The following is a 24795-nucleotide window of genomic DNA, read 5'->3' as shown; positions in this document are numbered from 1 at the left end:
CGGATACACGCGCGGCCCGATTTTCATTCGGCAAGCGACAACGCCAGCGATGCCGCGTGGATACTGGCCTATGGTGTCCCAACCCGCATGGCGCTTGGCTTGCAGGCCGATTTGGGCTTGCAGCCCGCATGGTTGCTGGGTGCGGCAGTTGCAATCTGCGCGTCGATGCGCGTCAGGCTCAGCGCATCGCGTCGCGTCGCGCGATTGGAAAAATTAGCGCTGCACCACCTGCGCCGGAAACATCTGTGGATTCCAGCCGAGTTGTTTGCGCAACAGCCGCCAGTCGAAGCCGGCGCCCGGGTCGTGTTTGCGCCCCGGCGCGATGTGCTCGTGACCGGCGATGTACGCGATGGCGTAGTGCTGCGCGATGGCGGCGCACAGGCTCGCGAGCGTTTCGTATTGCGGCTCGTCGAACGGCTGGCCTTCCAGGCCTTCGAGCTCGATGCCGATGGAGTCGTCGTTGCAGTTGCCGCGCCCGCGCCACGACGACACGCCGGCATGCCAGGCGCGGTCGTCGCAGCTTACGAACTGCCAGAGCTCGCCGTTGCGCCGCACGAAGAAATGCGAGGACACCGCGAGCCCGCGGATCGACTGGAAGTAGGGGTGCGCGTCCCAGTCGAGCCGGTTGGTGAAGAGCTGCTGCACCGCGTCGCCGCCGTACTCGCCGGGCGGCAGGCTGATCGAGTGCAGCACGACGAGGTCGGTCTGCGCACCGGTGGGGCGGGGCCCGAAGTTGGGCGAGCGCAGCGCCTTCGCGAAGCGGTACCAGCCGGCTTGCCAGAGGCCGTCGTCGGCGGGGGCCTGCGCAGGGGTGTCAGTCGTCGGCATGGCTGCTCGCGCCATCGTCGCCGTTGGGTGTGGTGATGCCCAGCCGCGCGATGCGGTAGCGGATCTGCCGCAGGCTCATGCCCAGCCGCGCGGCGGCCGCGGTGCGGTTGAAGCCGCTCTCGTGCAGCGCGCGCACGAGGATCTCGCGTTCCTGCTGGTCGAGGTAGGCCTGCAGGTCGGAGGGCAGCGGCGGCGGCGCGGCCTTGGGCGATGCGGCCGGTGCGGCGGAAGCCGCGGGGGCGACCGGCGAGGGCGCGTCGAAAGCCGGCAGCAACGGCGCCGGCGCGGACGCCGCGGCCTCGGCGGCGGCCGTGAAGCCGCCCATCAGGTCCAGGTGCAGTTCGTCGCCGTCGTTCAGAGCCACTGCGCGGTGCAGCAGGTTCTCGAGTTCGCGCACGTTGCCGTCCAGCGGATGCAGCGACAGCCGGCGCAGCAGGTCGTGCGACAGGTGCGGCACGGGCAAGCCGCCGTCCTGCGCGATGCGCGAGAGCAGCGCGGCGCACAGCGCGGGCAGGTCTTCGCGGCGCTCGCGCAGCGCGGGCACCGCGATCTCGATCACGTTGAGGCGATAGAACAGGTCTTGCCGGAACCGCCCGGCCTGCACCTCGGCGTGCAGGTCCTTGTGGGTGGCGCTCACGATGCGCACGTCAACCGCGTCTTCCTGCGTCGAGCCGATCGAGCGCACGCTGCGCTCCTGGATCGCGCGCAGCAGCTTCGATTGCATGGCCAGCGGCAGGTCGCCGATTTCGTCGAGAAACAGCGTGCCGCCGCGCGCGGCCTGGAAGTAGCCGTCGCGGTCCTGCGACGAGCCGGTGTACGAGCCCTTGCGCGCGCCGAAGAATTCGGCCTCGAGCAGGTTCTCCGGAATGGCGCCGCAGTTCACCGCCACGAACGGGCCTTCGCTGCGCTGGCTGCAGGCATGCACCGCGCGCGCCACCAGTTCCTTGCCGGTGCCCGATTCGCCGCGCACCAGCACCGGCGCCATGCCGCGCGCCACTTTCGCGATGCGCGACTTGACGAGGCGCATGGGTTCCGAATCGCCCACGAGGCGCTCGAGCGCGGCGATGCCGGTGCCCGAGGCCATCACCGGCGCATCGAGGGTGCCGGCGGGCGCCGCCTGCGCGGCGCGGGCCGGCGGCGGCATCGCCTGGCGCGCCTGCACGGCGGACGCGACGACGGCGCGGAACTGCTTCAGGTCGACCGGCTTGGTGAGGTAGTCGAAGGCGCCTGCCTTCAGCGCTTCGACCGCGTTCTCGGCCGAGCCGTAGGCCGTCATGACCACGCAGCGCTCGCTGCGCTGGTCTTTCTGGATGCGGTGGATGATCTCCATGCCCTGGCCGTCGGGCAGCCGCATGTCGGTGATCACCGCGTCGAAGCGCCCGGCCTCCAGGTACTGCCACGCCTCCGACACGCTGCCCGCCGCCTCGACACGGTAGCCCTCGCGCAGCAGGGTCAGCTCGTACAGCGTGCGCAGGTCGGGTTCGTCGTCGATGACCAGGATCTGCGCCGGCCGCGGGGTGGAAGGGGGGGAAATGCTCACGGCGCTATTGTGTCAGCCGGTTTTCGCTCGCGGCGAAGCTGACGAAGAATTCGTTGCCCTCGGGCCCGCCCGGCACCAGTGCGCGCCGCTCGTAGCCGATGGTGGCGCCGTGCCGGCGGCACAGCTCGCGGCACAGGAACAGGCCGAGCCCGCTCGAACGGCTCTCGGAAGAAAAGAAGGGCTCGAACAGGTGCCGCTGCACCGCTGGCTCCAGCGGCGCGCCGTCGCTCCACACCATCAGGCTGGGGCGTGCGGTGGTGCCGCGCTGCAGGCTGGTCAGCACCTGGATCGAGCCTTCGCGCTTGCCGGCATAGCGTGCCGCGTTGTCCAGCAGGTTGACGATCAGGCGGCGCAGGTGCTCGGCGTCGAAGCGCACGTCGCTGCCCGGCGCATCGAGCGAAACCTGCACGCCCTGGCGCTGCGTCTGGCGCACCCATTCCTCGGCCAGCACCTGCACCGCGGGGTCGAGCACCACCTGCTCGCCGAGCGACAGCACGCGCTGCTGGCGGGCGCGCGACACGTCGAGCACGTCGTCCACGATGCGTGCCAGGCGCTGCGCGTTGTGCTGCACCATGCTCGTGAGCTTGCGGTGCGCGGGGTCGGTCAGGTCTTCGTTGAGCAGTGCGCTGGCCTGCGTGATGGCGGCCAGCGGGTTGCGGATTTCATGCGCCACCGCGGCCGACATGCGGCCCATGGCGGCGAGTTTCTCGGTGCGGATGCGCGCCTCGAGTTCGCGCAGGTCCTGCAGGAACATCACGCACAGGCTGTCGGCGCGCTGCTCGCTGGTGGGCGTGAGCCGTGTGCGCACGCGCACCTCGCGCGCCGCGCCGCGCGCCTGCGCCACCGGAATTTCCTCGGTCTGCGGCGCCCGGCGCGCGAAGGTCTGGCGCGCCAGCGCGGCCAGCGCGTGCCAGGCGGGCTGCGCATGCAGCGGGAACGGCAGCGTCAGCTTCGCCAGGCCCTGGCCCAGGATGGCGTCGGCGGCCGGGTTGGCCGCGTGCACCAGGCCTTCGGCGTCGATCACCAGCACGCCTTCGCTCAGCGTCTCGATCACCAGGACGTTGACCTGCGCCTGCATCTGCGCGCTGCTGCGGTTGCGCTGGGCCACCGTTTCTTCGCGCGCCAGCCGGCGGGCCAGTTCGTGCGCGAGCAGCGCCACCACGAACAGGCCGGTGCCGGTGAGCGCGGCCTGCACGAAGCGGCCCGAGGAATCGACCGGTTGCTGCAGCCAGTGCCAGCCCGCGTCTGCCAGCAGCAGCAAGGTGACGCCGGCCGTGGTGCCCAGGCTCACGATCATGGTGCCGAGCACTGCGCTCATGAGCACCGGCAGCGCGAACAGCGGCGTGTAGTTGACGCTGCCGCCCTGCAGCACCTGCAAGGCGGTGAAGGCGCCCAGGTCGATGCCGATGGTCAGCAGCCAGAGCGCGGTGAAGCCGCGGATCGGCGGCTGGAAGCGCGTGTAGCGCATGCCCAGCCAGCTGGCGACCACGTACAGCGCGGAGATGGCCATGGCCGCCGGCTGCATCGGCTGTCCGAGCGCGAAGGCTACGGCCTGCAGCACCACCAGCACCAGCGCGACGAAACAGCGCGCGCCCATGAAGCCGCGCCACAGGCGGGTCAGCGCGCTGCTTTCGCCGGGGCCGAGGTCGAGCAGGTCCCAGTCGGTGACGGGGTCGCCGCGCGACGGCAGGGGCGCGTTCATCGCACCGCGGCGGCTTCGCGGTGCGCGGTGCTGCAATAGACCGTGCCGCCCGGGCCGCCGATGGCGTCGGTCGCCGGCAGGTGCAGCCCGCAGTGGGCGCAGCGCACCATGGCCTGCGGCGCCGCGACCTGCGTCGGCGCGCGTTGCTGTGCCTTGGCCGCGCGCTCGCGCATCGCGTCGCGCATTTCTTCGCGCCGGTTCTTGCGCCAGAGCCAGATCGCGATCCACAGGACGGCGAGAACGAGGAGGTATTTCATACGGGAGGACGCGACAGCACCACTTCGAGCACGAAGCGCGAGCCCACATAGGCCAGCAGCAGCAGGGCCGAGCCGGCGTACAGCACGCGGCGCGCGGTGCGGCCGCGCCAGCCGAAGCGGGCCCGGCCGATCAGCAGGATCGCGAAGGTGATCCAGGCGAGCACCGAGAAGGTGGTCTTGTGGTCCCACTTCCACGCGCGGCCGGCCGCGCCGTAGAGCTGCTCGCTGAACAGCAGGCCGGCGAGCAGCGTGGCCGACAGCAGCACGAAGCCGGCGGTGACGAAGCGGAAGGTGAGGCGTTCGAGCGTGAGCAACGGCACGCCGCCCTGCGGCTCGGCGGTGGCCAGGCGGATCTGCTTTTCGGCGCGGGTGATCAGCCAGGCGTGCACGACGGCCGCGCCGAACAGGCCGTACGAGGCGATGCCCAGCGCCAGGTGCAGCGGCAGCCACGGCGAGGCCGTGACGTGCAGCGGCGTGCCGGGAAACAGGATGGCCAGCAGCACAGCCGCCGCGCCCAGCCAGGCGAGCGCGCGGCGCACCTTCAGCTGGGGATACATGCGGCTTTCAATGGCATACACGGTGAGCACCAGCCACGCGGTGACCGACAGGGCGGGCGCGAAACCGAAGCGCGGCTCGCTGCCGATGAGGCCGTGAGCCAGCACGGCGGCGTGCAACAACCATGCAATGCCCAAGGCCCACTGTGTCGATTGGCGACTCAGTTTTGCGCCTGCAGCGGCGGCAAAACCATAGGCAACCGCGGTGGCGATGCCCAGCGCCACGCCGAGTGGAGAGGGGATCGCTAAAATCATCGGTCGGAGTGTAATGGCTCGCCCCCAGGCTTCGCGCACTTCGTGTCGCTATGCCAACCCCCTGCGGGGGGCAACACCTGCGGCCCGGCAAAGCCGGTTCCGCGGTGTTTCGCGAAAAAGGCAGTGCCTGCTGTTGGCTCCAGGTTCCACGACTTCCATCGGTTCGCTCCAGCGGACAACAAGGTATTTCCTCCATGGCCACCGCCCTCACAGAAAAGTTCTCCCGCCTCGTCAAGACGATGAGCGGCCAGGCCCGCATCACCGAAAGCAACGTGCAGGACATGCTGCGCGAAGTGCGCATGGCGCTGCTGGAAGCCGACGTGGCGCTGCCCGTGGTGCGCGACTTCGTCGCCCGCGTGAAGGAAAAGTCACTCGGCCAGGAGGTGCTGGGCTCGCTCAAGCCGGGCCAGGCGCTGGTGGGCATCGTCAACCGCGAACTCGCCGCCACCATGGGCGAGGGCATCTCGGACATCAACCTCGCGGCCCAGCCGCCCGCGGTGATCCTCATGGCCGGCCTGCAAGGCGCCGGCAAGACCACCACCACGGCCAAGCTGGCCAAGCACCTGATCGAGAAGCGCAAGAAGAAGGTGCTCACGGTGTCGGGCGACGTGTACCGGCCGGCGGCCATCGAGCAGCTCAAGACCGTCACGAAGCAGGCCGGCGCCGAATGGTTCCCGAGCACCCCCGACCAGAAGCCGCTGGACATCGCGCGTGCCGCGCTCGACCATGCCAAGCGCCACTACTTCGACGTGCTGCTGGTCGACACGGCCGGCCGCCTGGCCATCGACGAAGTGCTGATGACCGAAATCAAGCAGCTGCACGCGGCGCTCGACCCGGTCGAAACCCTGTTCGTGGTCGACGCCATGCAGGGCCAGGACGCGATCAACACGGCCCGCGCCTTCAAGGACGCGCTGCCGCTCACCGGCATCATCCTGACCAAGACCGACGGCGACTCGCGCGGCGGTGCGGCGCTGTCGGTGCGCCAGGTCACGGGCGTGCCCATCAAGTTCGCCGGCACCAGCGAGAAGATCGACGGCCTGGAGGTGTTCGACGCCGAGCGCCATGCGGGCCGCATCCTGGGCATGGGCGACATCGTCGCGCTGGTCGAGCAGGTCACCGCCGGCGTCGACGTGGTGGCGGCGCAGAAGCTCGCGGCCAAGGTCAAGAGCGGCGCGGGCTTCGACCTGAACGACTTCCTCGGCCAGTTGCAGCAGATGAAGCAGATGGGCGGCCTGTCGAGCCTGATGGACAAGCTGCCCGCGCAGATGGCCGCCAAGGCGACCGAGGTCGACATGAACCGCGCCGAGCGCGACATCCGCCGCAAGGAAGGGATCATCCAGAGCATGACGCCGCTGGAGCGCCGCAAGCCCGAGCTGCTCAAGGCCACGCGCAAGCGCCGCATCGCGGCCGGCGCGGGCGTGCAGGTTCAGGAAGTGAACCGCCTGCTCAACGAGTTCGAGCAGATGCAGGGAATGATGAAGAAGATGAAGGGCGGCGGCCTCATGAAGATGATGAAGAAGATGGGCGGCATGAAGGGCATGGGCGGCATGGGTGGCCCCGGCGGTCCCAAGCTGCCGTTCTAGGCGAACGCTGCGTCACTGCATATATATAAGAGGGCCCGCCGGTTCGCACCGGCGGGCCCTCGTGCCTTCAGGTCTGGACTTCGTAGACCGTCTCGTGCGCCTCGACGGGCGCGGGCAGCTCCCAGCGGTGCAGCATCCGCTCGATGCCTGCGTTCGACAGCGTGGTGTCGCGCTCGCGGTTGCGGCGCATCAGCTCGGCATGCGGCGCCTCCAGGTACACCAGCTCGGTCTGCGCGTGGTAGTTCCACAGCAGGTCGAGTGTCTTGGTGCGCATCTGCTGGCTCAGGTGCGTGGCGTTCCACACGAAGCGCTCCTGCCTGCGAAGCAGCGCCTTGGCCTGGTCGACGGCATGGTGTGCCGCCATGCCGCCATGCCGTCGTTCTCGCCGTGCTTGAGCCCCAGCTCGGCGCGCGCATCGTCGAAGGACACCACCGGCCAGCCCTTGCGGTGCTGCGCGACCCAATGGTTCTTGCCGCTCGCGGGCAGGCCGCACATCACCGTCACCTGCGAGCCCGCGGTCTGGAACAGCGGGTAGTCGGGGCTGGTGTCGGCGCCGCGAAAGTAGGCCAGGCGCGTGTGCGCATCGGCCATTCGTCGCGGGCCTTCCCAGCACCCTTCTTCCTGCGCGAGTTCCTCGAACAGCGCGATGTCGGCCATGCTGTCCGCGCGCCTCTCGAAGTGGCGCCCGCGCATGTCGCAGCGCGCCACGCAGCACAGGTCGGGCAGGCTCAGCTCCCACGAAAGCTTGTGCGCCAGCCACTCGGGCCGCACGCCCTTGCGCGAAGCGAAGGCGTGGAACGGCAACTGGTGCACCGCGATGATCCGGCACACGGCTTCGCGCAGCGCGAACGGCACGCGCGCCTTCCACATCAGCACGCGCACGTCGACCGCACCGCGGCGCGAATGGCCGGGTTGGCCGATGCGGCCGCTGGCCTCGTCGATCACCGTGGTGTCGGGCTTGGCGATGTCGTGCAGCAGGCAGGCCATGAACAGCACGAAGCGGCCGTCGGCATCGGCGCGCTGGTAGTGCGCGTCCTGCATCAGCGCGTCGAGCACCATGCGCGTGTGGATGCCGACGTTGCCTTCGGCGTGGTAGTACGGGTCTTGCGGCGTCTCCTCGAGGCGCAGCAGGGCCGGCAGCAGGTCGCAGCATTGCGGCCAGTCGGTGCCCTTTCCGGGCGCGGGCACCAGCGCTTTCAGATCGGCGAAGTTCATCGCGACCTCCTTGAAGTTGTTGTTGTCAGCTCGGCCGGGTCTCGCAGCGTGCGCAGCCCCAGGTCTTGCCATGTCGTCGTCGGCGTCGGTGCGTAGAGGTCCACACCCGGCGCCAGCTGGTTGGGCAGTACCGGCCGCCGGCTGTGGTGCGAGCCCGAGTCGAGGATGGTCTGGACAAAATCCGGTCGCACCCACTTGTAGCGGCCCGTCACCTGGCCGTCCGATTCGGTCTTGAGGTACAGGCCCTCGGCCAGGTCGGACGGGTCGGTCTGATGGCGCACGAGGTCGAGCGGCTGGCCTTCGTGCGCCACGGCCTGTTCGAACGCCGCCTTCCAGTCGGCACTGCGCGCGAGCGACGGCTGCACGAGCGAGCGCAAGGCCTTCGCCTGTCGCGGCATCTCGCCGTCGTAGAGCACCGGCACGGAGAGCACCGGGCCGCCGTCGAGCAACCCATGCCGCGCCGGCGTCGACAGGAAGCACTGCGCCCGCCGGTCGTAGAGATCGAACTCCAGGAAGAACGCAGGCAGCCGGTCGTACCAGCAGCTGTGCTTGGCAAAGCACCACTCGCCGTACATCACGTAGCGGTCTTCGAGCCGCGCCAGCAGCGCGCCTTCATGGGCCGCGGCCCAATGCTTGAAGAGGTTGAACTGCCGCTCGCCGGCGCCGCCCGCGAGGTAGTGTCCGCGCGACTGCAGCAGCAGTTCGCCCGCCGAGGTGAAGGACACGGCGGCATTCGCGCCGTCGAGCTTTTCCTCGATGACCACCTGCATGCCGTGCAGCGCGGCGAGCGGCGTCTGGCCGTCGTCGGTGTCGCCCGCCTGCAGGCGCGAGCCTTCCAGGTGCGCAGTACGCGGGTACTTGAGCAGCGGAATCGATGAGAGAGAAGAGAGAGTGAACACGTGGGTTCTCCAGATGCGAATCAGGAAAAACCGACAACGTGCGGGAGCGAAGCTGAGAGATCGGGAGCGACTTCTTCGGCCTGTGTCCCCCGTGTGGGGGCGGCCGTGTCTGGTCAGTGGGTACGCAGCTTGGCGCCCGACATGACCAGCAATGAAGCGGCGTTGTCGGCGTCAGAGAGTGATGACGGCGAATCGGGGCACTTGGCGCTCCAGGGGATCGAACGATCCGTGGGTTGAAAGAAAAAGAGTGGGCGATTCTAGCCACGCACCATGAAAAAAGCCGACCCTGAGGTCGGCTTTCTGAAGGGCTGTGTCTTCAGCGCATCAGGCGGTGGCCAGTGCGGCAGGGCGGGCCAGGCGCACGGCGTGCATCCAGGCGCGGCGCAGCACGGCCGGCGAGCGCGATTCCTCGGGAATCAGCAGGAAGCCGCGGTCGCGCAGCGTGGTGCCCAGCGCGATCTGGCTGGTCAGCACGGTCAGCGGGATCGCCAGCAGCAGCGGCAGGCCCACGGGCATCAGCCAGATCAGCGCGCTCGGGTCGATCATGGCGACGCCGACGGCCAGCATGGCGATCACCAGCGTCATGGGCGCCAGTTGCGCGGCAGCGATCTTCCACGGCACGGCGGCAGCTTCGCGGGGGGGCGACTTCCAGTCGAGCTTGATGCCGGTGAGGGCAACGACCACGAACAGCGAGTGGGCCAGCATGCGGACCGGGGCTTGCACGATGGCCAGGCCGCTTTCGAGCACCGAGCTCTTCACCAGGCCCCACACACCGCCGTACTGGCGTTGCTCGCCGCGCATCAGCACGGCGGCGATGCCCAGCACGCGCGGCAGGAACAGCAGGCACAGGGTCCAGATCCAGAGGCCGGCCAGTTCGGCGGGCAGCACGCTCCAGCTCGACACCAGGCTCGAGCCGCTCAGCCACAGGGCCGTGCCCAGCGTCAGGAACGCGAGCCACAGCGGGGCCGACACATAGGCCATGGTGCCGGTCACGAACATCGCGCGGTGCACCGGGTGGATGCCGGGTTCCATCATCAGGCGGGCGTTCTGCAGGTTGCCCTGGCACCAGCGGCGGTCGCGTTGCAGCTCGGCCAGCAGGTCGGGCGGTTGCTGTTCGTAGCTGCCGACCAGGTCGGACACCAGCCACACGTTGTAGCCGGCACGGCGCATCAGCGCGGCTTCGACGAAGTCGTGCGACATGATGCCGCCCGACATGCCGCCGGTGCCCTTGATGGGGGCCAGCGCGCAATGCTTCATGAAGGGTTCGACGCGGATGATGGCGTTGTGGCCCCAGTAGTGCGATTCGCCCAGTTGCCAGAACTGCATGCCCAGCGTGAACAGGCGGCCCGTCACGCGGGAAGCGAATTGTTGTGCGCGGGCATGCAGCGTGACGTGGCCGATGGCCTGCGTCGCGGTCTGGATGATGCCGGCGGTGGGGTTGGCTTCCATCAGCTTGACCATCGAGGTCAGGCAGTCGCCGCTCATCACCGAGTCGGCATCGAGCACGACCATGTAGCGGTAGTCCTTGCCCCAGCGGCGGCAAAAGTCGGCCACGTTGCCGGCCTTGCGGTGCGTGCGGCGGGTGCGCAGGCGGTAGTACACCTCGACCTGCGGCTGGTTCGGGCTCTCGGCCAGGGCGGCGCGAAGGTCTTCCCAGGCGGCGCGCTCGGCGGCGGCGGTTTCGGGCGTGTAGCTGTCGGACAGCACGAACACGTCGAACTGCCTGGCGTGGCCGGTGGCCGCGACCGATTCGCAGGTGGCGCGCAGGCCGGCGAAGACGGTGGACACGTCCTCGTTGCAGATCGGCATGATGATCGCGGTGCGCGCTTCGGGGTTCATCGGGTGGTTGGCCACCTGCTTCACCGACAGCGCGTGCTTGTCACCGCGCACCGAGACGTAGAAGCCCATGAGCGCCGTCACGAAACCGGTCACGACCCAGCCCGAGAGCAGGCCGTACAGGCCGATCTGGCCGTACTCGAGCCAGACGTTGTCGTAGTCGGGTTGCACGCTGGCGAACAGCGACGACGCGATCACGGTGCTCAACAGGGTGAGCATCATGAAGGCGAAGCGGCGCTGCGCGGCGGCGCGCTGCCACGGTTGCTTGACCTGCTGGGCCGATTCGGCGCTGGCGGTTTCACCCGAGCGGCCGGCGCCGAGCTTCACCAGGGCGGCGGTGCCCAGGCTGTTCCAGAAACCGCGCCAGGGGCGGGGCGTCATGGAGCCGCGGTTGACCGGCGGTGCGGTCTCGGCGTTGGGATGGCGCTCTTCACGCACCACGCTGCGGTGCGAAAAGTCGGCATCGGCCAGAACATTCAGTTGCGAGAAGTCGTTTGGCTTCATGGTGATTACCAACGTTGCTTGTCGAGGGAGGGGGTGTCGCCAATGGCAGGAAAGCGCTTGATCACGCAATCCGGCTCGGCGCCGCCTGCGCTTGCGAGCGCGGCCAGCGAATGACCCGCGGCACGGGGCCGCGAGAGGGAAAACTGCTTTTGACGCAGGCCGTCGCGCTGCTGGCGCAGTGCGAAAGATGGGCTGGTAAGTGCTGTCATGCCAGTACAGGGGCAAACCCTGTGCCAGGCTGGAAAAACGCTTTCAGATCAATGACTTGCGTCGATCCGGAGTGGTTTTTCGGGGGTGGAGGCCGCCGGAAGGCCTCCAAACCCCCATTTTTGTCGCCGAATCCCGACAAGCCTGGGAGGATGGCGGTGAATGGCTATATGAATCAACGACTTAGGTGCGTCGCTACTCGGCGACAGGGTCGCTGCCATTGGCGACAGGGTCGGCCTTGAAGTGGCCCGGCGTGAGCTCGTGCTTCTGCAACAGGCGGTAGAACTCGGTGCGATTGCGGTCGGCCAGGCGGGCTGCGTCGGCCACGTTGCCGTCGGTCAGTTTCAGCAGGCCGACCAGGTAATCGCGCTCGAAACGCTGCTTGGCGTCGGCATAGGTCTGGACCTCGACGCTGGGCACGCGCAGCGCGCGCTGCACCAGCGCCAGCGGGATCAGCGGCGAACTCGACAGCGCACAGACCTGTTCCACCACGTTGAACAGCTGCCGCACATTGCCCGGCCAGGCGGCCGTGGTCAGCGCCTTCAGCGCCTCGGGCGCAAAGCCCGACAGGCGCTTGCCGTACTTGGTCGACAGGCGCTGCAGGAAGTGGTTGGCCAGCAGGGGAATGTCTTCGCGCCGCGCCGACAGCGGCGGCAGCGTGAGCGTGACCACGTTCAGGCGGTAGTACAGGTCTTCGCGGAACTGGCCGGCCTCCATGGCCGCGTCCAGGTCGCGGTGGGTGGCCGAGACGATGCGCACGTCCACCTCGATCGACTGGCTCGCGCCCAGCGGGCGCACCGCGCGTTCCTGCAGCACGCGCAGCAGCTTGACCTGCAGGGCGGGCGGCATGTCCCCGATTTCGTCGAGCAGCAGCGTGCCGCCGTCGGCCTGCTGGAACAGGCCCTTGTGGTTGGCGTGGGCGTCGGTGAAGGCGCCCTTCATGTGGCCGAACAGCTCCGACTCGAGCAGCGCTTCCGGAATGGCGCCGCAGTTCACGGCGACGAAAGGCTTGTCCGCGCGCGCGCTGGCCTTGTGGATGGCGCGCGCCAGCAGTTCCTTGCCGGCGCCGGAGTCGCCGCGCAGCAGCACGGACGCGTCCGACTTGGCGACCATGCGCGCCTCGGCCAGCAGCTCTGCCATGCGGTTGCTGCGGCTCACGATCTCGGAGCGCCAGCTTTCGTCGCCGGCCTTGCTCGGGGTGGTGGCGGGTGCGCCGAGCGCCAGCGCCTGGGCGATCTTGTCGAGCAGCTCGCGGCCGTCGTAGGGCTTGGTGAGGTAGGTGAACACGCCGCGCGCGGTGGCTTCGACCGCGTCGGGAATGGTGCCGTGCGCGGTGAGCAGGATCACCGGCAGCGAGGGGTGGCGCTTGCGGATCTCGTCGAACAGCTGCAGGCCGTCGCGTCCGGGCAGCCGCACGTCGCTCAGCACGAGTTGCGGATGCTCGATTTCGAGCTGCGTGAGCGCGGTTTCGGCCGAGGTCACGGCCGTCACCTGGTAGCCCGCCGAACTCAGCCGCATCGAGAGCAGGCGGAGCATGTCCGGGTCGTCGTCGACCACGAGAAGGCGGGCACCGGTATTGCTCATGGGCTTTGTCTTGTTCCGTTGGGTGACGCGGACGGCGCCGTGGGCGCCGTGTTGGGCCGCGCAAAGCTGCGCTCGATGGCGCGCAGGGCTTCGATGCGGTCGTTCAGCTGGTCGATGCGGCGCTGGCTGTCGCGCAGCTGCTGCACCTGCTTGTCGCGGTCGTCTTCCACGCGGCGCTGCTCCACGTAGCGCGCGGCCAGCGCACGGGCGAGCGGCTGCAGCGGTTGCGCCTCGGGCGACGGGTTGGCGATGACGCGCTGCATCAGCCCCAGCGCGCGCGCCAGGTCGGCCGGCACGCGGGTCTGCGAGAGCAGCATCGCCAACTGCATCTGGGTGGTGGGCGAATCGCCGGGATCGCCGATGCGCGAAATTTCTGCGCCCAGGTCGGCGCCGTTGAGCGAGCGCATCTTGTCGGCATACGACAGCATGGCGGCCACCGGCCCCTGCGTGATCAGCGTGAAGAGCGACGCGGGCTGCGTTGCCGGCGCGCGGGGCTCGGCCTCGACCGGCATCACGCGCGGCATCACCGGCGGCGGCGGCAGCGCGTCGGCCTCCGCGGGCGGCTTGGGCGGGCTGGCGCAGGCGGCCAGCATCAGGACGAAAGGCACGGTCATCGCCCCGGCAAAGGAGGAACGGCGGACGAACGGGAAAAACATGGGTCGAAGAAAGGACGCGATGCGGTGAGGCGGTGTTGCGATAGGGGAGAGGGGGGCGCGGCGTTGTCAGGCCGTGCGCGGCAGTTCGATGCGAAAACGTGCACCGGGTCCGTCAGGCTGCAGGGTGATGCGGCCCCCGTGGGCTGCAATGTACTCCTGCACGATGGAAAGTCCGATGCCGGTGCCTTTCACCGTGTGCTCGGGCTGGCGTTCGCCGCGGAAGAAGGGTTCGAAGATCCGGTCGCGGTCACCTTCGGCGATGCCCGGCCCCGCGTCGTTCACGTCAATGTAGACCGCTTCCGGCGTCCCCGACACCGCCAGGGTGATGACACCGCCGGTTACCGAAAATCGAATGGCGTTGCTCAACAGGTTGGCGATGGCCGTGCCCAGCTTGGTGCGGTCCACCGTGAGGGCGATGGGCTGGCCCTCGGCGCGCACACGCAGGCCGTGCGACTGCCACTGGAGGCGCTGGGCTTCGATCTGCTCTTCGATCAGCGGCAGCAGCTCGGTGCGCTCGCGGCGCAGCTCGCGCGCCTCGAAGGCGGCGGCGTTGAAGCGCAGCAGCGCCTCGATCTGCCCCTGCAGCGAGATGGTGTTCTGCTGCAGGATGTGCGCGACTTCGAGCTGCGCCGCATTCAGCGGGCCGGTCACGCCGTCTTCCAGCAACGACACGCCTTCGCGCAGCGCGGCCAGCGGTGTCTTCAGTTCGTGCGACACGTGGCGCAGGAAGCGCGCCTTGTCCGCGTCCAGCTCGGTGAGGCGAAGCCGCAGCCACTCGAGCTGCTGCGACACGCGCCGCACGTCGGCCGGGCCGCGGATGTCGATGGGCTCGTCGAGCCGGTTCTGCCCGAGGCCGACGATGGCGTGCTCCAGCCGCTTGAACGGCCGCGCCAGCCAGATGCCGAAAGCCAGCGCCAGCGACACGGCCAGCACGCTCGCGGCCACCACTTCGCGCATCAGCCGGCGCCGCGCGTTCTCGATGCGCTTGGCCAGCGCATCGTTCTGCGTTTCGATCAGGAACTGCGCCTGCTGCGCCAGGTTGGTGTTGAGCGCGTCGAGTTCGCGGAACTGCATGGCCATGGTGCTTTCGCGGGCCAGGGCACTGTCGCCGCTGCCGCTCATCAGGCCTTCGATCACGCCGAGCTGGGTGCGCCACATCTCGATGCCGGTGGGCGCTAGGCCGTTGTTCTCCAGGCGTTCGAGCACCTGGTGGGCTTCGCGCGCGGCGTCGTCGAAGCGCCGGCGCAGCACCGCGTCGTTGAGCACCAGCGACTGGCGCCCGGCGCGCTCCATGGCGGCGCTGCGTTCGGCTAGCGACTGGGCCGCGCCCGACAGGCGCAGCGCGCGCGCCGCGGCGTCGCGGCTTTGCGTCATCAGCACGTCGTACTGAAGCACCGAGCGCAACGCCACGCCGACCAGCAGCGCGGTGATCAGCAGGAACGCAAACAGCAGCAGCTGCTGGAACGAGCCCCGGATGGAGGGTCGCTTCGCCATCAGTGGGCCAGCGCCGTGGCGGCGGCCATGGTCGGTTCGCCCGACTCGCGCGTGGGCACTTCGCCGCGCAGCGTGTACGACAGCGAGCGGGTGATGCGCAGGTCGGTCATCTGGCCGACCAGGCGCGCGTCGCCTTCGAAGTTGACGACCCGGTTGCAGGCCGTGCGGCCCATGAGCTCGTTCGCGTCCTTGCGCGAGGCTCCTTCCACCAGCACGCGCTGGGTGCTGCCCACCAGCGCCTGGCCGAAGCGCTTGACGTTGGTGTCGATGGCCGCCTGCAGCGTGTGCAGGCGCGCGAGCTTCACCTCGTGCGGCGTGTCGTCGTGCAGCGCGGCGGCCGGCGTGCCGGGGCGCGGGCTGAAGATGAAGCTGAAGCTGTTGTCGAACTGGCAGTCGTCGATCAGCTTCATCATCTTCGCGAAATCTTCGTCGGTCTCGCCGGGGAAGCCGACGATGAAGTCGCTGGAGAGGGCCAGCTCGGGGCGGACGGCGCGCAGCTTGCGCACCGTGCTCTTGTATTCCATGGCGGTGTAGCCGCGCTTCATGGCCATCAGGATGCGGTCGCTGCCGTGCTGCACCGGCAGGTGCAGGTGGCTCACGAGCTGCGGCACCTTGGCGTAGGCCTCGATGAGCCGCGGCGTGAACTCGTTCGGATGGCTGGTGGTGTAGCGGATGCGCTCGATGCCGGGGATCTCGGCCACGTATTCGATGAGCAGCGCGAAGTCGGCGATCTCGGCGGTGTCGCCCATCTTGCCGCGGTAGGCGTTCACGTTCTGGCCCAGCAGCGTGATCTCGCGCACGCCCTGGTCGGCCAGGCCGGCAATCTCGACCAGCACGTCGTCCAGCGGGCGGTTCACTTCCTCGCCGCGGGTGTAGGGCACCACGCAGTAGCTGCAGTACTTGCTGCAGCCTTCCATGATCGACACGAAAGCCGTCGAGCCCTCGACGCGCGCGGGCGGCAGGTGGTCGAACTTCTCGATCTCGGGGAAGCTGATGTCGACCTGCGGGCGGTTCAGGCGCACGCTGTCGTTGAGCATCTCTGGCAGGCGGTGCAGCGTCTGCGGGCCGAACACGATGTCTACATACGGCGCGCGCGCGATGATGGCCTGGCCCTCCTGGCTGGCCACGCAGCCGCCCACGCCGATCTTCACGCCCTTGGCCTTCAGGTGCTTCACGCGGCCGAGGTCGGAGAACACCTTTTCCTGCGCCTTCTCGCGCACCGAGCAGGTGTTGAACAGGATGAGGTCGGCCTCGTCCACGTTCTGCGTGGGCTCGTAGCCCTGCGCGGCGTGCAGCACGTCGGCCATCTTGTCCGAGTCGTACTCGTTCATCTGGCAGCCGAAGGTCTTGATGAATACTTTTTTCATGGGGAGCTCTCTGTCTGCCCTCCGAGGGTGGAGGGCACTTTCAGGCGCTGGCGCACAGGGCGCGCCGCGCAGTTATTGCGTGTTGACGGTGTCGTTCGAGGTGAACGGCCAGATGTTCAGGAACGGCTTGCTCATGGCCTCGCGCGGGGCCGAGGCTTCGTCGGGCGTGAGGATCCACACCTCCTTCAGCAGCCCGGCGGCGTCGCGCGTGTAGTTGACGAGGTAGAGCTGGCCGACCAGCGCGCCGGTCATCTGCAGCAGGTTCTGCTGGTTGCGGATGCGCGCGCCCGGCGAGAGCCGGGCCGGGTTGCCGTCGAGCTGCACATCGTTGCCGTCGACCACCATGAACTTGCCGCGCAGGGCGCCGATGGGGAAGGTGCGTCCGCCGACCAGCGATTCGTTCTGGGTCTGCGGGCGGGGCACGTCGTCCTGGGCGCTGGCCGGCAGGCAGAACAGGCCGGCCACGCCGGCGGCTGCGGCGCAAAGCGCGAGGAAGGGAATGGGGTTCGTGGGTGTCTTGCAGCGGTTCATGGGGTTTATCCAGAGGCTGTGGAGCGGGGATTTTAGCGAGGGGGTGCGTCGCTGGGGGCCGTCCACGGCAGGTGGTGCACAGGGCGTCGGCCCGATTTGCTTTGCATTTCTTTACAGGACTGGTCAACACTGCGCGTCGGCCACTGATTCAATAGCCGATGTCAGCTCAAAGTGCACAAAAACCCCATGAAAAAAAATGCTGCCGTTGCCCTCGTGGGCGTGTTGATCGTAGCTGCCGCGGGCGGCTGGTGGAGCCTGTCCGGCGGCAAGACCGATGGAAAAAGCGCCAAGGCGCCGGTCCCGGCGGGCGGCGGCGCGGCCGCGCTGGTGACGCTGGCCACGGCACAGAAGCTGGACGTGCCGGTCACCGTGCAGGTCAACGGCAGCGTGGTCTCCCTCAACAGTGTCGACCTGCGCCCGCAGGTGACGAACACGGTGAGCGCGGTGCACGTGAAGGAGGGCCAGTTCGTCAAGTCGGGCCAGTTGCTCTTCACGCTGGACGACCGCAATGACCAGGCCAACCTGGCGCGCGCACGGGCGCAGCAGCAAAAGGACGAGGCCACCATGGCCGACCTGGAGCGCCAGTACAAGCGCAGCCAGGACCTGGTGGCGCAGAACTTCATCGCCAAGAGCGCGGCCGACGCCACGCTCTCGCAGCTGGAGGCGCAGCGCGCCGCCGTGGCCGCCGACCGCGCCGCCGTGCAGAGCGCGCAGGTGGCGCTGGGCTATGCCACGCTGCGCGCGCCGATTGCCGGGCGCATCGGCGCCGTCAACATCTACCCGGGCACGCTGGTGCAGCCGACGCTGTCGCTGGTCACCATCACGCAGCTCGACCCCATTGCCGTGAGCTTCCCGGTGCCCGAAGGCAACCTGCAGGACCTGCTGGCCGCCGCGCGCACCCGCTCGAAGGTCGAGGCGCTTGTCAGTGGACGCAAGGCGCCGCTGAGCGGCACGCTCGACTTTGTCGACAACACCGTCGATCCGCAGATCGGCACGGTGCGCGCCAAGGCCGTGTTCGCCAATGCCGACCAGGGGCTGTGGCCGGGGCAGTTCGTCGGCACGCGCATCACGGTGCGCACGCTGGAGGGCGCCACGGTGGTGCCGGCCGCGGCGCTGATGATGCTGGCCGACGGCACCTCGCTCTACGTGGTGGACGCTGCCAGGACCGCCACGCGGCGCAAGGTGAAGACGCTGCACACCTTCGGCACCCAGGTCGCGGTGAGCGGCGTGGAGCCGGGCGAGCAGGTGGTGATCGAGGGCAACCAGAACGTGCGCCCCGGCGGCAAGGTGCGCGTGGATGCCAAGGCGCCGGCGGCTGCGCCGGATGCGCCGGCCGCACCGGCCACGCCGACGAACGGCACCAGCGGTGTCACGCCCGGCAGCGCAGCGTCTTCCGACGGCGCGGACGCCAAGCCGCCGAAGCAGGAACGCGCATGAGCCGCCGGGCCGCTCCCAAGGCGAATGCCGCAGCGCGCAGCGCGGAGGTTTCCCCATGAACATTTCCGAACTCTGCATCCGCCGTCCCGCGATGACGGTGCTGCTGTCGGCCGCCGTGGTGGTGATCGGCATCTTTGCGTACTTCAGCATCCCGGTCGCGGCGCTGCCCAGCTACAACACGCCGGTCATCAACGTCAACGCGCAGCTCCCCGGCGCCAGCCCTGACACCATGGCGAGCTCGGTCGCGCTGCCGCTCGAAAAGCAGTTCTCCACCATCCCCGGCCTGCAGACCATCAGCTCGGTGAACACGCAGGGCGTGACCTCGCTCACGCTCGAATTCGTGAGCAGCCGCGACATCGACGCCGCCGCGGTCGACGTGCAGGCCGCGCTCTTGCGCGCGCAACGCCAGCTGCCGCAGGAGCTCACGCAGCTGCCCTCGTACCGCAAGGTCAACCCGGCCGACGCGCCGGTGCTGTTCATCGCGCTGATCTCGCCGTCGATGAACCCGGCCGAGCTCAACGACTACGCCGAGAACCTGATCTCGCCCACGCTCTCGACCATCGACGGCGTGGCGCAGGTGGGCGTGTACGGCCGCAAGGCCTTCGCGGTGCGCATCAAGGCCAACGCCGACCTGCTCAACGCGCGCAACATCACGCTCGACGAGCTGGCCAAGGCCGTCAATTCGGCCAACGCCAACACGCCCGTCGGCGTGCTCGACGGCCCGCGCCAGACACTCACCATCCAGGCCAACCGCCAGCTCGTGAAGGCGGCCGATTTCGCCAAGCTGATCGTCGGCCAGCGCAACGGTGCGCCGGTGCGGCTCGATGAAGTGGCCACCATCGAGGACAGCTTCGAGTCGGTCAAGACCGCCAGCAGCTTCAACGGGCAGGACTCCATTTCGCTGGCCGTGCAGCGCCAGCCCAATGCCAACACCGTGCAGGTGGTGGACGCGGTGCGCGCGCTCATTCCGCGCTTCAAGGCGGAGCTGCCGCAGTCGGTCGAGATCCAGATGGTGAACGACCGCTCGCTGTCCATCCGCGAGGCGGTGCACGACGTGCAGCTCACGCTGCTGGGCACCATCGCGCTGGTGGTGCTGGTGATCTTTCTCTTCCTGCACCGGCTGGTGGCCACGCTGATTCCGGCGGCCACCATTCCGATCTCGCTGATCGGCGCGGTGGCGCTGCTCTACGCCTTCGGCTACAGCCTGGACAACGTGTCGCTTCTGGGCATCACGCTGGCCGTGGGCCTGGTGGTGGACGACGCCATCGTCGTGCTCGAGAACATCATGCGCTACGTCGAGAAGGGCATGGAGCCCTATGCGGCGGCGCTGCGCGGGGCGCGCGAGGTGGGCTTCACCATCGTGTCGATCTCCATCTCGCTGGTGGCGGTGTTCATCCCGATCTTCTTCATGCCGGGCGTGATCGGCCTGCTGTTCCACGAGTTCGCGGTGGTGGTGGCGCTGGCGGTGCTGGTGTCGGCCGTGGTCTCGCTCACGCTGGTGCCGATGCTGGCGAGCCGGCTGCTCAAGCACGTGCCACGGCCCGAGGGCGCGATGGACCATGAAGAGCAGCACCCCGAACCCGGCACTGCCATCGGCCGCGCCTTTGAGCGCGGCTACCGTGCGGTGCACGGCGGCTACATGCGCTCGCTCGACTGGACGCTGGGACACCGCAAGGTGATGCTGGCGATCGCGGGCCTGACCTTCGTGGTCACCGGCTGGCTGTTCGCCACCATTCCCAAGGGCTTCTTCCCCGAGGAAGACATCGGCCAGATCCAGATCACCACCGAGGCGGCCGAAGACATCTCGTTCGCGGCCATGAAGGCGCTGCAGGCGCGCGTGTCCGACGCGCTGCAGGCTGACCCTAGCGTGGACTACGTGAGCTCCTTCGTCGGCGTGGGCGGCCCGACCGCCACGCAGAACTCCGGGCGCCTGTTCGCGGTGCTCAAGCCGCGCAGCGAGCGCCCGCAGATGGCCAAGGTGCTCGAGTCGCTGCGCCAGCGCTTCCGCGAGATTCCGGGCGTTGCCGTCTACATGCAGCCGGTGCAGAACCTGCGCCTGGGCGGGCGCCAGAGCAAGGCGCGCTTCCAGTACACGCTGCAGAGCGTGAACGCGGGCGAGATGGTGCCGTGGGCCACCAAGCTGATGGAGCGCATGCGCGCCGATCCCGCGTTCCGCGACGTGACCAGCGACTCGCAGAACCGCGGCCTGCAGGCCACGCTCGACATCGACCGCGACAAGGCCGGCGTGCTCGGCGTGGCGGTGGGCGATCTGCGCACGGCCCTGTACAACGCGTACGGCGACCGCCAGATCGGCAGCATCTACGCGGCCAGCAACACCTACCAGGTGATCCTGTCGGCCGCCGACAGCGACCGCCAGTTCGAGGACGACGTGTCGCGCCTGTCGGTGCGCAGCACCACCGGCCGGCTGGTGCCGCTGTCGGCCTTCTCCACCATCAACCGCACCGTGGGGCCGACGTCGGTCAACCACCAGGGCCAGCTGCAGGCAGTGACGGTGTCGTTCAACCTCGGGCCTGACGTGCCGCTGGGCAACGCGACCGCGAAGATCGACCAGTTCAAGGACGAGCTGAAGATGCCGCAGTCGATCATCACCACCTACGGCGGCGATGCCGCGGTGTTCCAGAGCTCGCAGTCGAGCCAGGCGGTGCTGCTGGTGCTGGCGGTGCTGGTCATCTACGTGCTGCTGGGCGTGCTGTACGAGAGCTATATCCATCCGCTGACCATTCTGGCCGGGCTGCCTTCGGCGGCGGTGGGTGCGCTGCTGTCGCTGAAGCTCTTCGGCTTCGACCTGACGCTGATTGCCACCATCGGCATCCTGTTGCTGATCGGCATCGTGAAGAAGAACGCGATCATGCTGATCGACTTCGCCCTCGACGCGCAGCGCACCGAGGGCATGAAGCCGGTGGACGCCATTCGCGAGGCCTGCCGGCTGCGCTTCCGGCCGATCCTGATGACCACGCTGGCCGCGCTGATGGGCGCGCTGCCGCTGGCCCTGGGCCTGGGCGCGGGCGCCGAGCTTCGGCAGCCGCTCGGCGTGGCGGTGGTGGGCGGGCTGATCTTCTCGCAGGTGATCACGCTGTACATCACGCCGGCGATCTACCTGGCGCTGGACCGCTACAGCGGTACGGGGCCGATGGTCGATCTGCCCGGGGAAGCGGATGCGAAGGCCGCCGGTGCCGGTACCGTGGAGCACGCGGCGGCCTCGCACACCTAGGGCGTCAGGGCGCGGGGTAGGGCGGGTGGCCGGTGACATTGCCGGACGGGCTGTAGTTGCACACGAGCACGGTGCCGGGGCCGATGTCCTTGCCATTGTCGGTGATGTTCCCGCAGGTCTTCGCCGCGCAGCCGACCTCGGTGGTGGTGCTCCAGATGACCTGCGTGTAGTGGCCGCAGGCCTTGTTCTGTGCGCAGGTGCCGCCGGTCGCGCCGTAGGTGTAGTCGGCCTTCTCGCCCATCCACGCCTTGACCGCGTTGCCGGGGCTCGCGGTCGAGGCCGAGGTCATGTACAGGTTCTGGCCCTGTCCCTTCGGCATCGAATGGTCGAACTTGCATTGGTCAGCCCATGCCTGGGTGTCCGTCTGCAGATTGGCCGACCATTTCAGGCTGGCGAGGCCCTTGCCTTCCCCGGCGCGCGCCGCGTTGTGGGCATCGAGCGCTTCTTGCTGGAAGGCGTCCAGCGCGGGGGTGGATGCCTGTGGTTCCGCGGGCGCGGCGGGTGCCGTGGGCGCTGCGGGGGCCGAGGAGGCCTGCTGTGCAGGCACTGCCGCGGCGGGCGCGGGCGCTGAAAAGGCGGGCGAATCCGAATTGCCACCCCCGCAGGCCGCAAGCAGCAAGCCGGCGGCGAGGCACAGCAGGCCTTTCGCCAATGATTTGTTCACGGAATTTGTTTGCATGAGACTCCCATTGTTAATAACTATTGACTGGCTGGCCTCGATGAATTTCGGGGCCGCGCGATTATTGGGAGTCGCAGGCGAAGTCAATGGCTGGGAGCCGCTGCAGCAGGTGGCGTGGGCGTGAAGAACTTCACGGCAGCTGGCGATTTGGGACGGCGCGTTCGGGCGCCCTATGCACTGGACACGCTGCTGGCGCACCCCGTCGGCGTGCGCGTGCCCTGAACAGCGGCGTGTATACGCAACCCGCGAAAAAACTCAGCTCGTGATCTCGTCGAGCGCGTCGCCCGCCGTCAGGTGAGCGGTATCGCTCCACCCCACGAGGCTGAACCCGCCGGAGGTCCACAGCATGCGGTTGATGGCCGCATTGCCCAGTTGCCAGGTGCGCGGCGCCTGCAGCGCCTGCCGGGTGGCGGCGCGGTAGAGCACGTCCATCACCCCGCCGTGCGCGACCAGCACCACCAGCTCGCCGGGATGGCGCGCCGCCAGTTCGGCCGCCACGCCCGTCACGCGGTCGCGAAACACCAGCAGGCTTTCGCCGCCCTCGGGTTCGAACTCCGGGTCGCGCTCGCGCCAGCGCCTGGCCTGCTCGGGCAGCGTGGCCTCGATTTCCGCGAAGCTCATGCCCTCGAAGGTGCCGAAGGCCCGCTCGCGCAGGCGCGGCTCGGGCTGCACGGCCAAGCCGTGGGGCCTGGCGATTTCCTCGGCGGTCTGCCAGGCACGCGACAGGTCGCTGGCATAGACGACGCCGATGGGCTCGTCCGCCAGCGCCCCGCCGGCGCGCCGCGCTTGCCAGACGCCGGTGGCGTTCAGCCCGATGTCGAGCTGGCCCTGGATGCGGGTGTCGACGTTCCAGGCGGTTTCGCCGTGGCGAACGGCGATCAGGCGGGTGGGTTCTTCCATCCGCGGGATTCTAGAAGCGCTACTTTCCGGCCGCCGGCAGCTCGATGTTCACCCGGCGCTCGCCCTGCGGCGGATTGGGAAAGCCCTGCAGGGCGGCCTCGAACATCACCGGCAGGATCGCCGCGCTGACGTTGTACGGGCCGTCGTTGCGTGCGCGGGTCTCGTAGACCACGCGGTTGGAGCCCGCCTCGCGCAGCACGATGCTCACCTCGCGCTCGTACCAGGGCTTGGCCGGCGGCGCGAACCCCGGGCCGCCGTACCAGCCGCCGCCATGCCAGCGCCGGCCGTAGTAGCCGTAGCCGCCATACCCGCCACCCCACGGGCCGCTGTAGAGCCAGGGATCGGCCCACGGCGACAGCCCGGCCGAGACGCGCGCGCCGATCTGCGCGGTGTACTGGGGCTTGGCGTCGTCGCGGCGCAGGCCGGCCTTGTCGAGCGCCGCGCCGGCCATCGCTTCGAGCGATGCCTGCCGGGCGCCGTCGGCCTGCTGCGAAGGCAGGCGATCGAAGCGGTAGGTGGCACCGGGCGCCACGGTGCCGGGCGAGGCGAAGCTCTTCACGTCGCTGTCGACCACCCAGGAGGTGGCGCAGCCGGTCAGGCTTGCTATCAGAAAGAGAGCGGATAACGCGCGTTTCATAAGGGTCTCCGGGCTGAAAAGCCCCAAATTCCCCTGGGTTGCCCGGTCAGCCCTGGACGATGCGCAGGGCCGAGGGTGCCTGGGAGAGCAGATCGAAGGAGGGCGTGTCGAAGGCGGTGTCGCCGTTCTCGTCCGCCACGCCCGTCGCCTTGAGACCCTTGAAGTCGTGCAGCGTTCCGTCGAGCAGGTGGGACGGCACCACGTTCTGCAGCGACGTGAACATGTTCTCCACGCGCCCGGGGTACTTCTTGTCCCATTCGCGCAGCATTTCGCCGACCTGCTTGCGCTGCAGGTTCTCCTGGCTGCCGCACAGCGTGCAGGGAATGATCGGGAACTCGCGGTGCTGCGCCCAGCGCACGGTGTCCTTTTCGGCCACGTAGGCCAGCGGGCGGATCACGATGTGCTTGCCGTCGTCGCTCACCAGCTTGGGCGGCATGCTCTTCAACTTGCCGGCGAAGAACATGTTGAGGAAGAAGGTCTGCAGCATGTCGTCGCGGTGGTGGCCCAGCGCGACCTTGGTGGCGCCCAGCTCGTCGGCCACGCGGTACAGGATGCCGCGGCGCAGCCGGCTGCACAGGCCGCAGGTGGTCTTGCCCTCGGGAATCACGCGCTTGACGATGCTGTAGGTGTCCTGGTTCTCGATGTGGAAGTCCACGCCCAGGTCGCTCAGGTACTTAGGCAGCACGTCTTCGGGAAAGCCGGGCTGCTTCTGGTCGAGGTTGACCGCCACGATGTCGAAGTGAATGGGCGCGCGCGCCTTCATCTTGAGCAGGATGTCGAGCAGCGCGTAGCTGTCTTTGCTTATCGGACGTGGGAGCTCTTCAAGATGCTTTCTCTGCGGTTGCGCACGGAGGGGTCGCGGCAGCGGGCAAAAGCGCCATGCCTTACAACTTCTGCA

At 68.7% G+C, this 24795-nt stretch carries 18 protein-coding genes and 2 pseudogenes; 3 read left to right on the top strand and 17 right to left on the bottom strand.

Features of this window, described 5'->3' with window-relative positions; translation table 11 throughout:
• Nucleotides 1–213: 213 nt before the first annotated feature.
• From ampD to ACSFBM_RS21560, 5 genes are read right to left on the bottom strand one after another with little or no spacing between them, the layout of a single operon-like run.
• Nucleotides 214–828 carry a 1,6-anhydro-N-acetylmuramyl-L-alanine amidase AmpD gene (gene ampD / locus ACSFBM_RS21580; protein WP_435486203.1) on the bottom strand — a complete coding sequence of 205 codons (615 nt, stop codon included), beginning with the start codon at nucleotides 826–828 and terminating at the stop codon, nucleotides 214–216.
• Nucleotides 815–2368 carry a sigma-54-dependent transcriptional regulator gene (locus ACSFBM_RS21575; RefSeq protein ID WP_435486202.1) on the bottom strand — a complete coding sequence of 518 codons (1554 nt, stop codon included), beginning with the start codon at nucleotides 2366–2368 and terminating at the stop codon, nucleotides 815–817. Before ACSFBM_RS21575 ends, ampD begins: the two co-directional genes overlap by 14 nt.
• A gap of 4 nt (nucleotides 2369–2372) precedes the next feature.
• Nucleotides 2373–4070 carry a two-component system sensor histidine kinase NtrB gene (locus ACSFBM_RS21570; protein WP_435486201.1) on the bottom strand — a complete coding sequence of 566 codons (1698 nt, stop codon included), beginning with the start codon at nucleotides 4068–4070 and terminating at the stop codon, nucleotides 2373–2375.
• On the bottom strand, nucleotides 4067–4327 hold the full coding sequence (locus ACSFBM_RS21565; RefSeq protein WP_435486200.1) for a PP0621 family protein: 261 nt from the start codon (nucleotides 4325–4327) through the stop codon (nucleotides 4067–4069). The genes ACSFBM_RS21570 and ACSFBM_RS21565 overlap by 4 nt, the downstream gene beginning before the upstream one ends.
• Nucleotides 4324–5136: a cytochrome C assembly family protein gene (locus tag ACSFBM_RS21560; RefSeq protein WP_435486199.1), complete on the bottom strand. Its 813-nt coding sequence runs from the start codon at nucleotides 5134–5136 to the stop codon at nucleotides 4324–4326. Before ACSFBM_RS21560 ends, ACSFBM_RS21565 begins: the two co-directional genes overlap by 4 nt.
• A gap of 194 nt (nucleotides 5137–5330) precedes the next feature.
• On the opposite strand from ACSFBM_RS21560, the gene ffh reads away from it, so the two are divergent.
• Entirely contained in the window at nucleotides 5331–6719 is a 1389-nt protein-coding gene (ffh, locus tag ACSFBM_RS21555) for a signal recognition particle protein (protein WP_435486198.1), read from the top strand.
• A gap of 67 nt (nucleotides 6720–6786) precedes the next feature.
• Here ffh and ACSFBM_RS21550 read toward each other — a convergent pair.
• The 8 genes and pseudogenes from ACSFBM_RS21550 to ACSFBM_RS21515 form a co-directional block, all read right to left on the bottom strand.
• A pseudogene (locus ACSFBM_RS21550) lies at nucleotides 6787–7934 on the bottom strand (AAA family ATPase).
• The gene (locus tag ACSFBM_RS21545; RefSeq protein WP_435486197.1) at nucleotides 7931–8833 is read right to left on the bottom strand and encodes an RNA ligase family protein; all 903 of its coding nucleotides are present in this window, start codon (nucleotides 8831–8833) and stop codon (nucleotides 7931–7933) included. Before ACSFBM_RS21545 ends, ACSFBM_RS21550 begins: the two are co-directional and overlap by 4 nt.
• Nucleotides 8834–9157: 324 nt before the next feature.
• Complete coding sequence (gene mdoH / locus ACSFBM_RS21540) at nucleotides 9158–11173, bottom strand: glucans biosynthesis glucosyltransferase MdoH (protein ID WP_435486196.1); 2016 nt, start codon at nucleotides 11171–11173, stop codon at nucleotides 9158–9160.
• Between the two features lie 402 nt (nucleotides 11174–11575).
• On the bottom strand, nucleotides 11576–12964 hold the full coding sequence (locus ACSFBM_RS21535) for a sigma 54-interacting transcriptional regulator (protein ID WP_435441292.1): 1389 nt from the start codon (nucleotides 12962–12964) through the stop codon (nucleotides 11576–11578).
• Nucleotides 12961–13578: a hypothetical protein gene (locus ACSFBM_RS21530; protein ID WP_435486195.1), complete on the bottom strand. Its 618-nt coding sequence runs from the start codon at nucleotides 13576–13578 to the stop codon at nucleotides 12961–12963. The genes ACSFBM_RS21535 and ACSFBM_RS21530 overlap by 4 nt, the downstream gene beginning before the upstream one ends.
• A 108-nt stretch (nucleotides 13579–13686) precedes the next feature.
• Complete coding sequence (locus ACSFBM_RS21525; RefSeq protein ID WP_435441294.1) at nucleotides 13687–15114, bottom strand: sensor histidine kinase; 1428 nt, start codon at nucleotides 15112–15114, stop codon at nucleotides 13687–13689.
• Nucleotides 15114–16481, bottom strand: a complete 1368-nt coding sequence (gene miaB / locus ACSFBM_RS21520; protein ID WP_435486194.1) for a tRNA (N6-isopentenyl adenosine(37)-C2)-methylthiotransferase MiaB — start codon at nucleotides 16479–16481, stop codon at nucleotides 15114–15116. Before miaB ends, ACSFBM_RS21525 begins: the two co-directional genes overlap by 1 nt.
• Before the next feature lie 72 nt (nucleotides 16482–16553).
• Nucleotides 16554–17012 carry a hypothetical protein gene (locus tag ACSFBM_RS21515; protein WP_435486193.1) on the bottom strand — a complete coding sequence of 153 codons (459 nt, stop codon included), beginning with the start codon at nucleotides 17010–17012 and terminating at the stop codon, nucleotides 16554–16556.
• Nucleotides 17013–17198: 186 nt separating this feature from the next.
• Between ACSFBM_RS21515 and ACSFBM_RS21510 the strand changes: the two genes are divergently transcribed.
• On the top strand, nucleotides 17199–18449 hold the full coding sequence (locus ACSFBM_RS21510; RefSeq protein ID WP_435486192.1) for an efflux RND transporter periplasmic adaptor subunit: 1251 nt from the start codon (nucleotides 17199–17201) through the stop codon (nucleotides 18447–18449).
• 55 nt (nucleotides 18450–18504) lie between these two features.
• Nucleotides 18505–21681, top strand: coding sequence for an efflux RND transporter permease subunit (locus ACSFBM_RS21505; RefSeq protein WP_435486191.1), 3177 nt, complete (start codon nucleotides 18505–18507; stop codon nucleotides 21679–21681).
• Nucleotides 21682–21685: 4 nt separating this feature from the next.
• Here the strand turns inward: ACSFBM_RS21505 and ACSFBM_RS21500 are convergent, their stop codons facing one another.
• From ACSFBM_RS21500 to ttcA, 4 genes and pseudogenes are all read right to left on the bottom strand, one after another.
• Nucleotides 21686–22345 (bottom strand): CAP domain-containing protein, encoded by a 660-nt coding sequence (locus tag ACSFBM_RS21500; RefSeq protein WP_435486190.1) that lies wholly within the window; start codon nucleotides 22343–22345, stop codon nucleotides 21686–21688.
• A 270-nt stretch (nucleotides 22346–22615) separates the two neighbouring features.
• Entirely contained in the window at nucleotides 22616–23260 is a 645-nt protein-coding gene (locus tag ACSFBM_RS21495; RefSeq protein ID WP_435441300.1) for a histidine phosphatase family protein, read from the bottom strand.
• A 19-nt stretch (nucleotides 23261–23279) separates the two neighbouring features.
• Nucleotides 23280–23897 carry a DUF4136 domain-containing protein gene (locus ACSFBM_RS21490; protein WP_435486189.1) on the bottom strand — a complete coding sequence of 206 codons (618 nt, stop codon included), beginning with the start codon at nucleotides 23895–23897 and terminating at the stop codon, nucleotides 23280–23282.
• 46 nt (nucleotides 23898–23943) lie between these two features.
• Nucleotides 23944–24696: pseudogene (gene ttcA / locus ACSFBM_RS21485) on the bottom strand (tRNA 2-thiocytidine(32) synthetase TtcA); the annotation flags it as partial.
• Between the last annotated feature and the right edge of the window lie 99 nt (nucleotides 24697–24795).

This window comes from Variovorax pasteuri (genome assembly GCF_051216435.1).
Lineage (GTDB): Bacteria > Pseudomonadota > Gammaproteobacteria > Burkholderiales > Burkholderiaceae_C > Variovorax.
This window is presented reverse-complemented; position numbering and strand designations above follow the sequence as displayed.

What these genes read in the sequence shown, in the direction of transcription:
- ampD (WP_435486203.1), bottom strand. Translation starts at nt 828, where the DNA reads ATGCCGACGACTGACACCCCTGCGCAGGCCCCCGCCGACGACGGCCTC.
- ACSFBM_RS21570 (WP_435486201.1), bottom strand. Translation starts at nt 4,070, where the DNA reads ATGAACGCGCCCCTGCCGTCGCGCGGCGACCCCGTCACCGACTGGGAC.
- ACSFBM_RS21565 (WP_435486200.1), bottom strand. Translation starts at nt 4,327, where the DNA reads ATGAAATACCTCCTCGTTCTCGCCGTCCTGTGGATCGCGATCTGGCTC.
- ACSFBM_RS21560 (WP_435486199.1), bottom strand. Translation starts at nt 5,136, where the DNA reads ATGATTTTAGCGATCCCCTCTCCACTCGGCGTGGCGCTGGGCATCGCC.
- ffh (WP_435486198.1), top strand. Translation starts at nt 5,331, where the DNA reads ATGGCCACCGCCCTCACAGAAAAGTTCTCCCGCCTCGTCAAGACGATG.
- mdoH (WP_435486196.1), bottom strand. Translation starts at nt 11,173, where the DNA reads ATGAAGCCAAACGACTTCTCGCAACTGAATGTTCTGGCCGATGCCGAC.
- ACSFBM_RS21535 (WP_435441292.1), bottom strand. Translation starts at nt 12,964, where the DNA reads ATGAGCAATACCGGTGCCCGCCTTCTCGTGGTCGACGACGACCCGGAC.
- ACSFBM_RS21530 (WP_435486195.1), bottom strand. Translation starts at nt 13,578, where the DNA reads ATGACCGTGCCTTTCGTCCTGATGCTGGCCGCCTGCGCCAGCCCGCCC.
- ACSFBM_RS21525 (WP_435441294.1), bottom strand. Translation starts at nt 15,114, where the DNA reads ATGGCGAAGCGACCCTCCATCCGGGGCTCGTTCCAGCAGCTGCTGCTG.
- miaB (WP_435486194.1), bottom strand. Translation starts at nt 16,481, where the DNA reads ATGAAAAAAGTATTCATCAAGACCTTCGGCTGCCAGATGAACGAGTAC.
- ACSFBM_RS21515 (WP_435486193.1), bottom strand. Translation starts at nt 17,012, where the DNA reads ATGAACCGCTGCAAGACACCCACGAACCCCATTCCCTTCCTCGCGCTT.
- ACSFBM_RS21510 (WP_435486192.1), top strand. Translation starts at nt 17,199, where the DNA reads ATGAAAAAAAATGCTGCCGTTGCCCTCGTGGGCGTGTTGATCGTAGCT.
- ACSFBM_RS21505 (WP_435486191.1), top strand. Translation starts at nt 18,505, where the DNA reads ATGAACATTTCCGAACTCTGCATCCGCCGTCCCGCGATGACGGTGCTG.
- ACSFBM_RS21495 (WP_435441300.1), bottom strand. Translation starts at nt 23,260, where the DNA reads ATGGAAGAACCCACCCGCCTGATCGCCGTTCGCCACGGCGAAACCGCC.
- ACSFBM_RS21490 (WP_435486189.1), bottom strand. Translation starts at nt 23,897, where the DNA reads ATGAAACGCGCGTTATCCGCTCTCTTTCTGATAGCAAGCCTGACCGGC.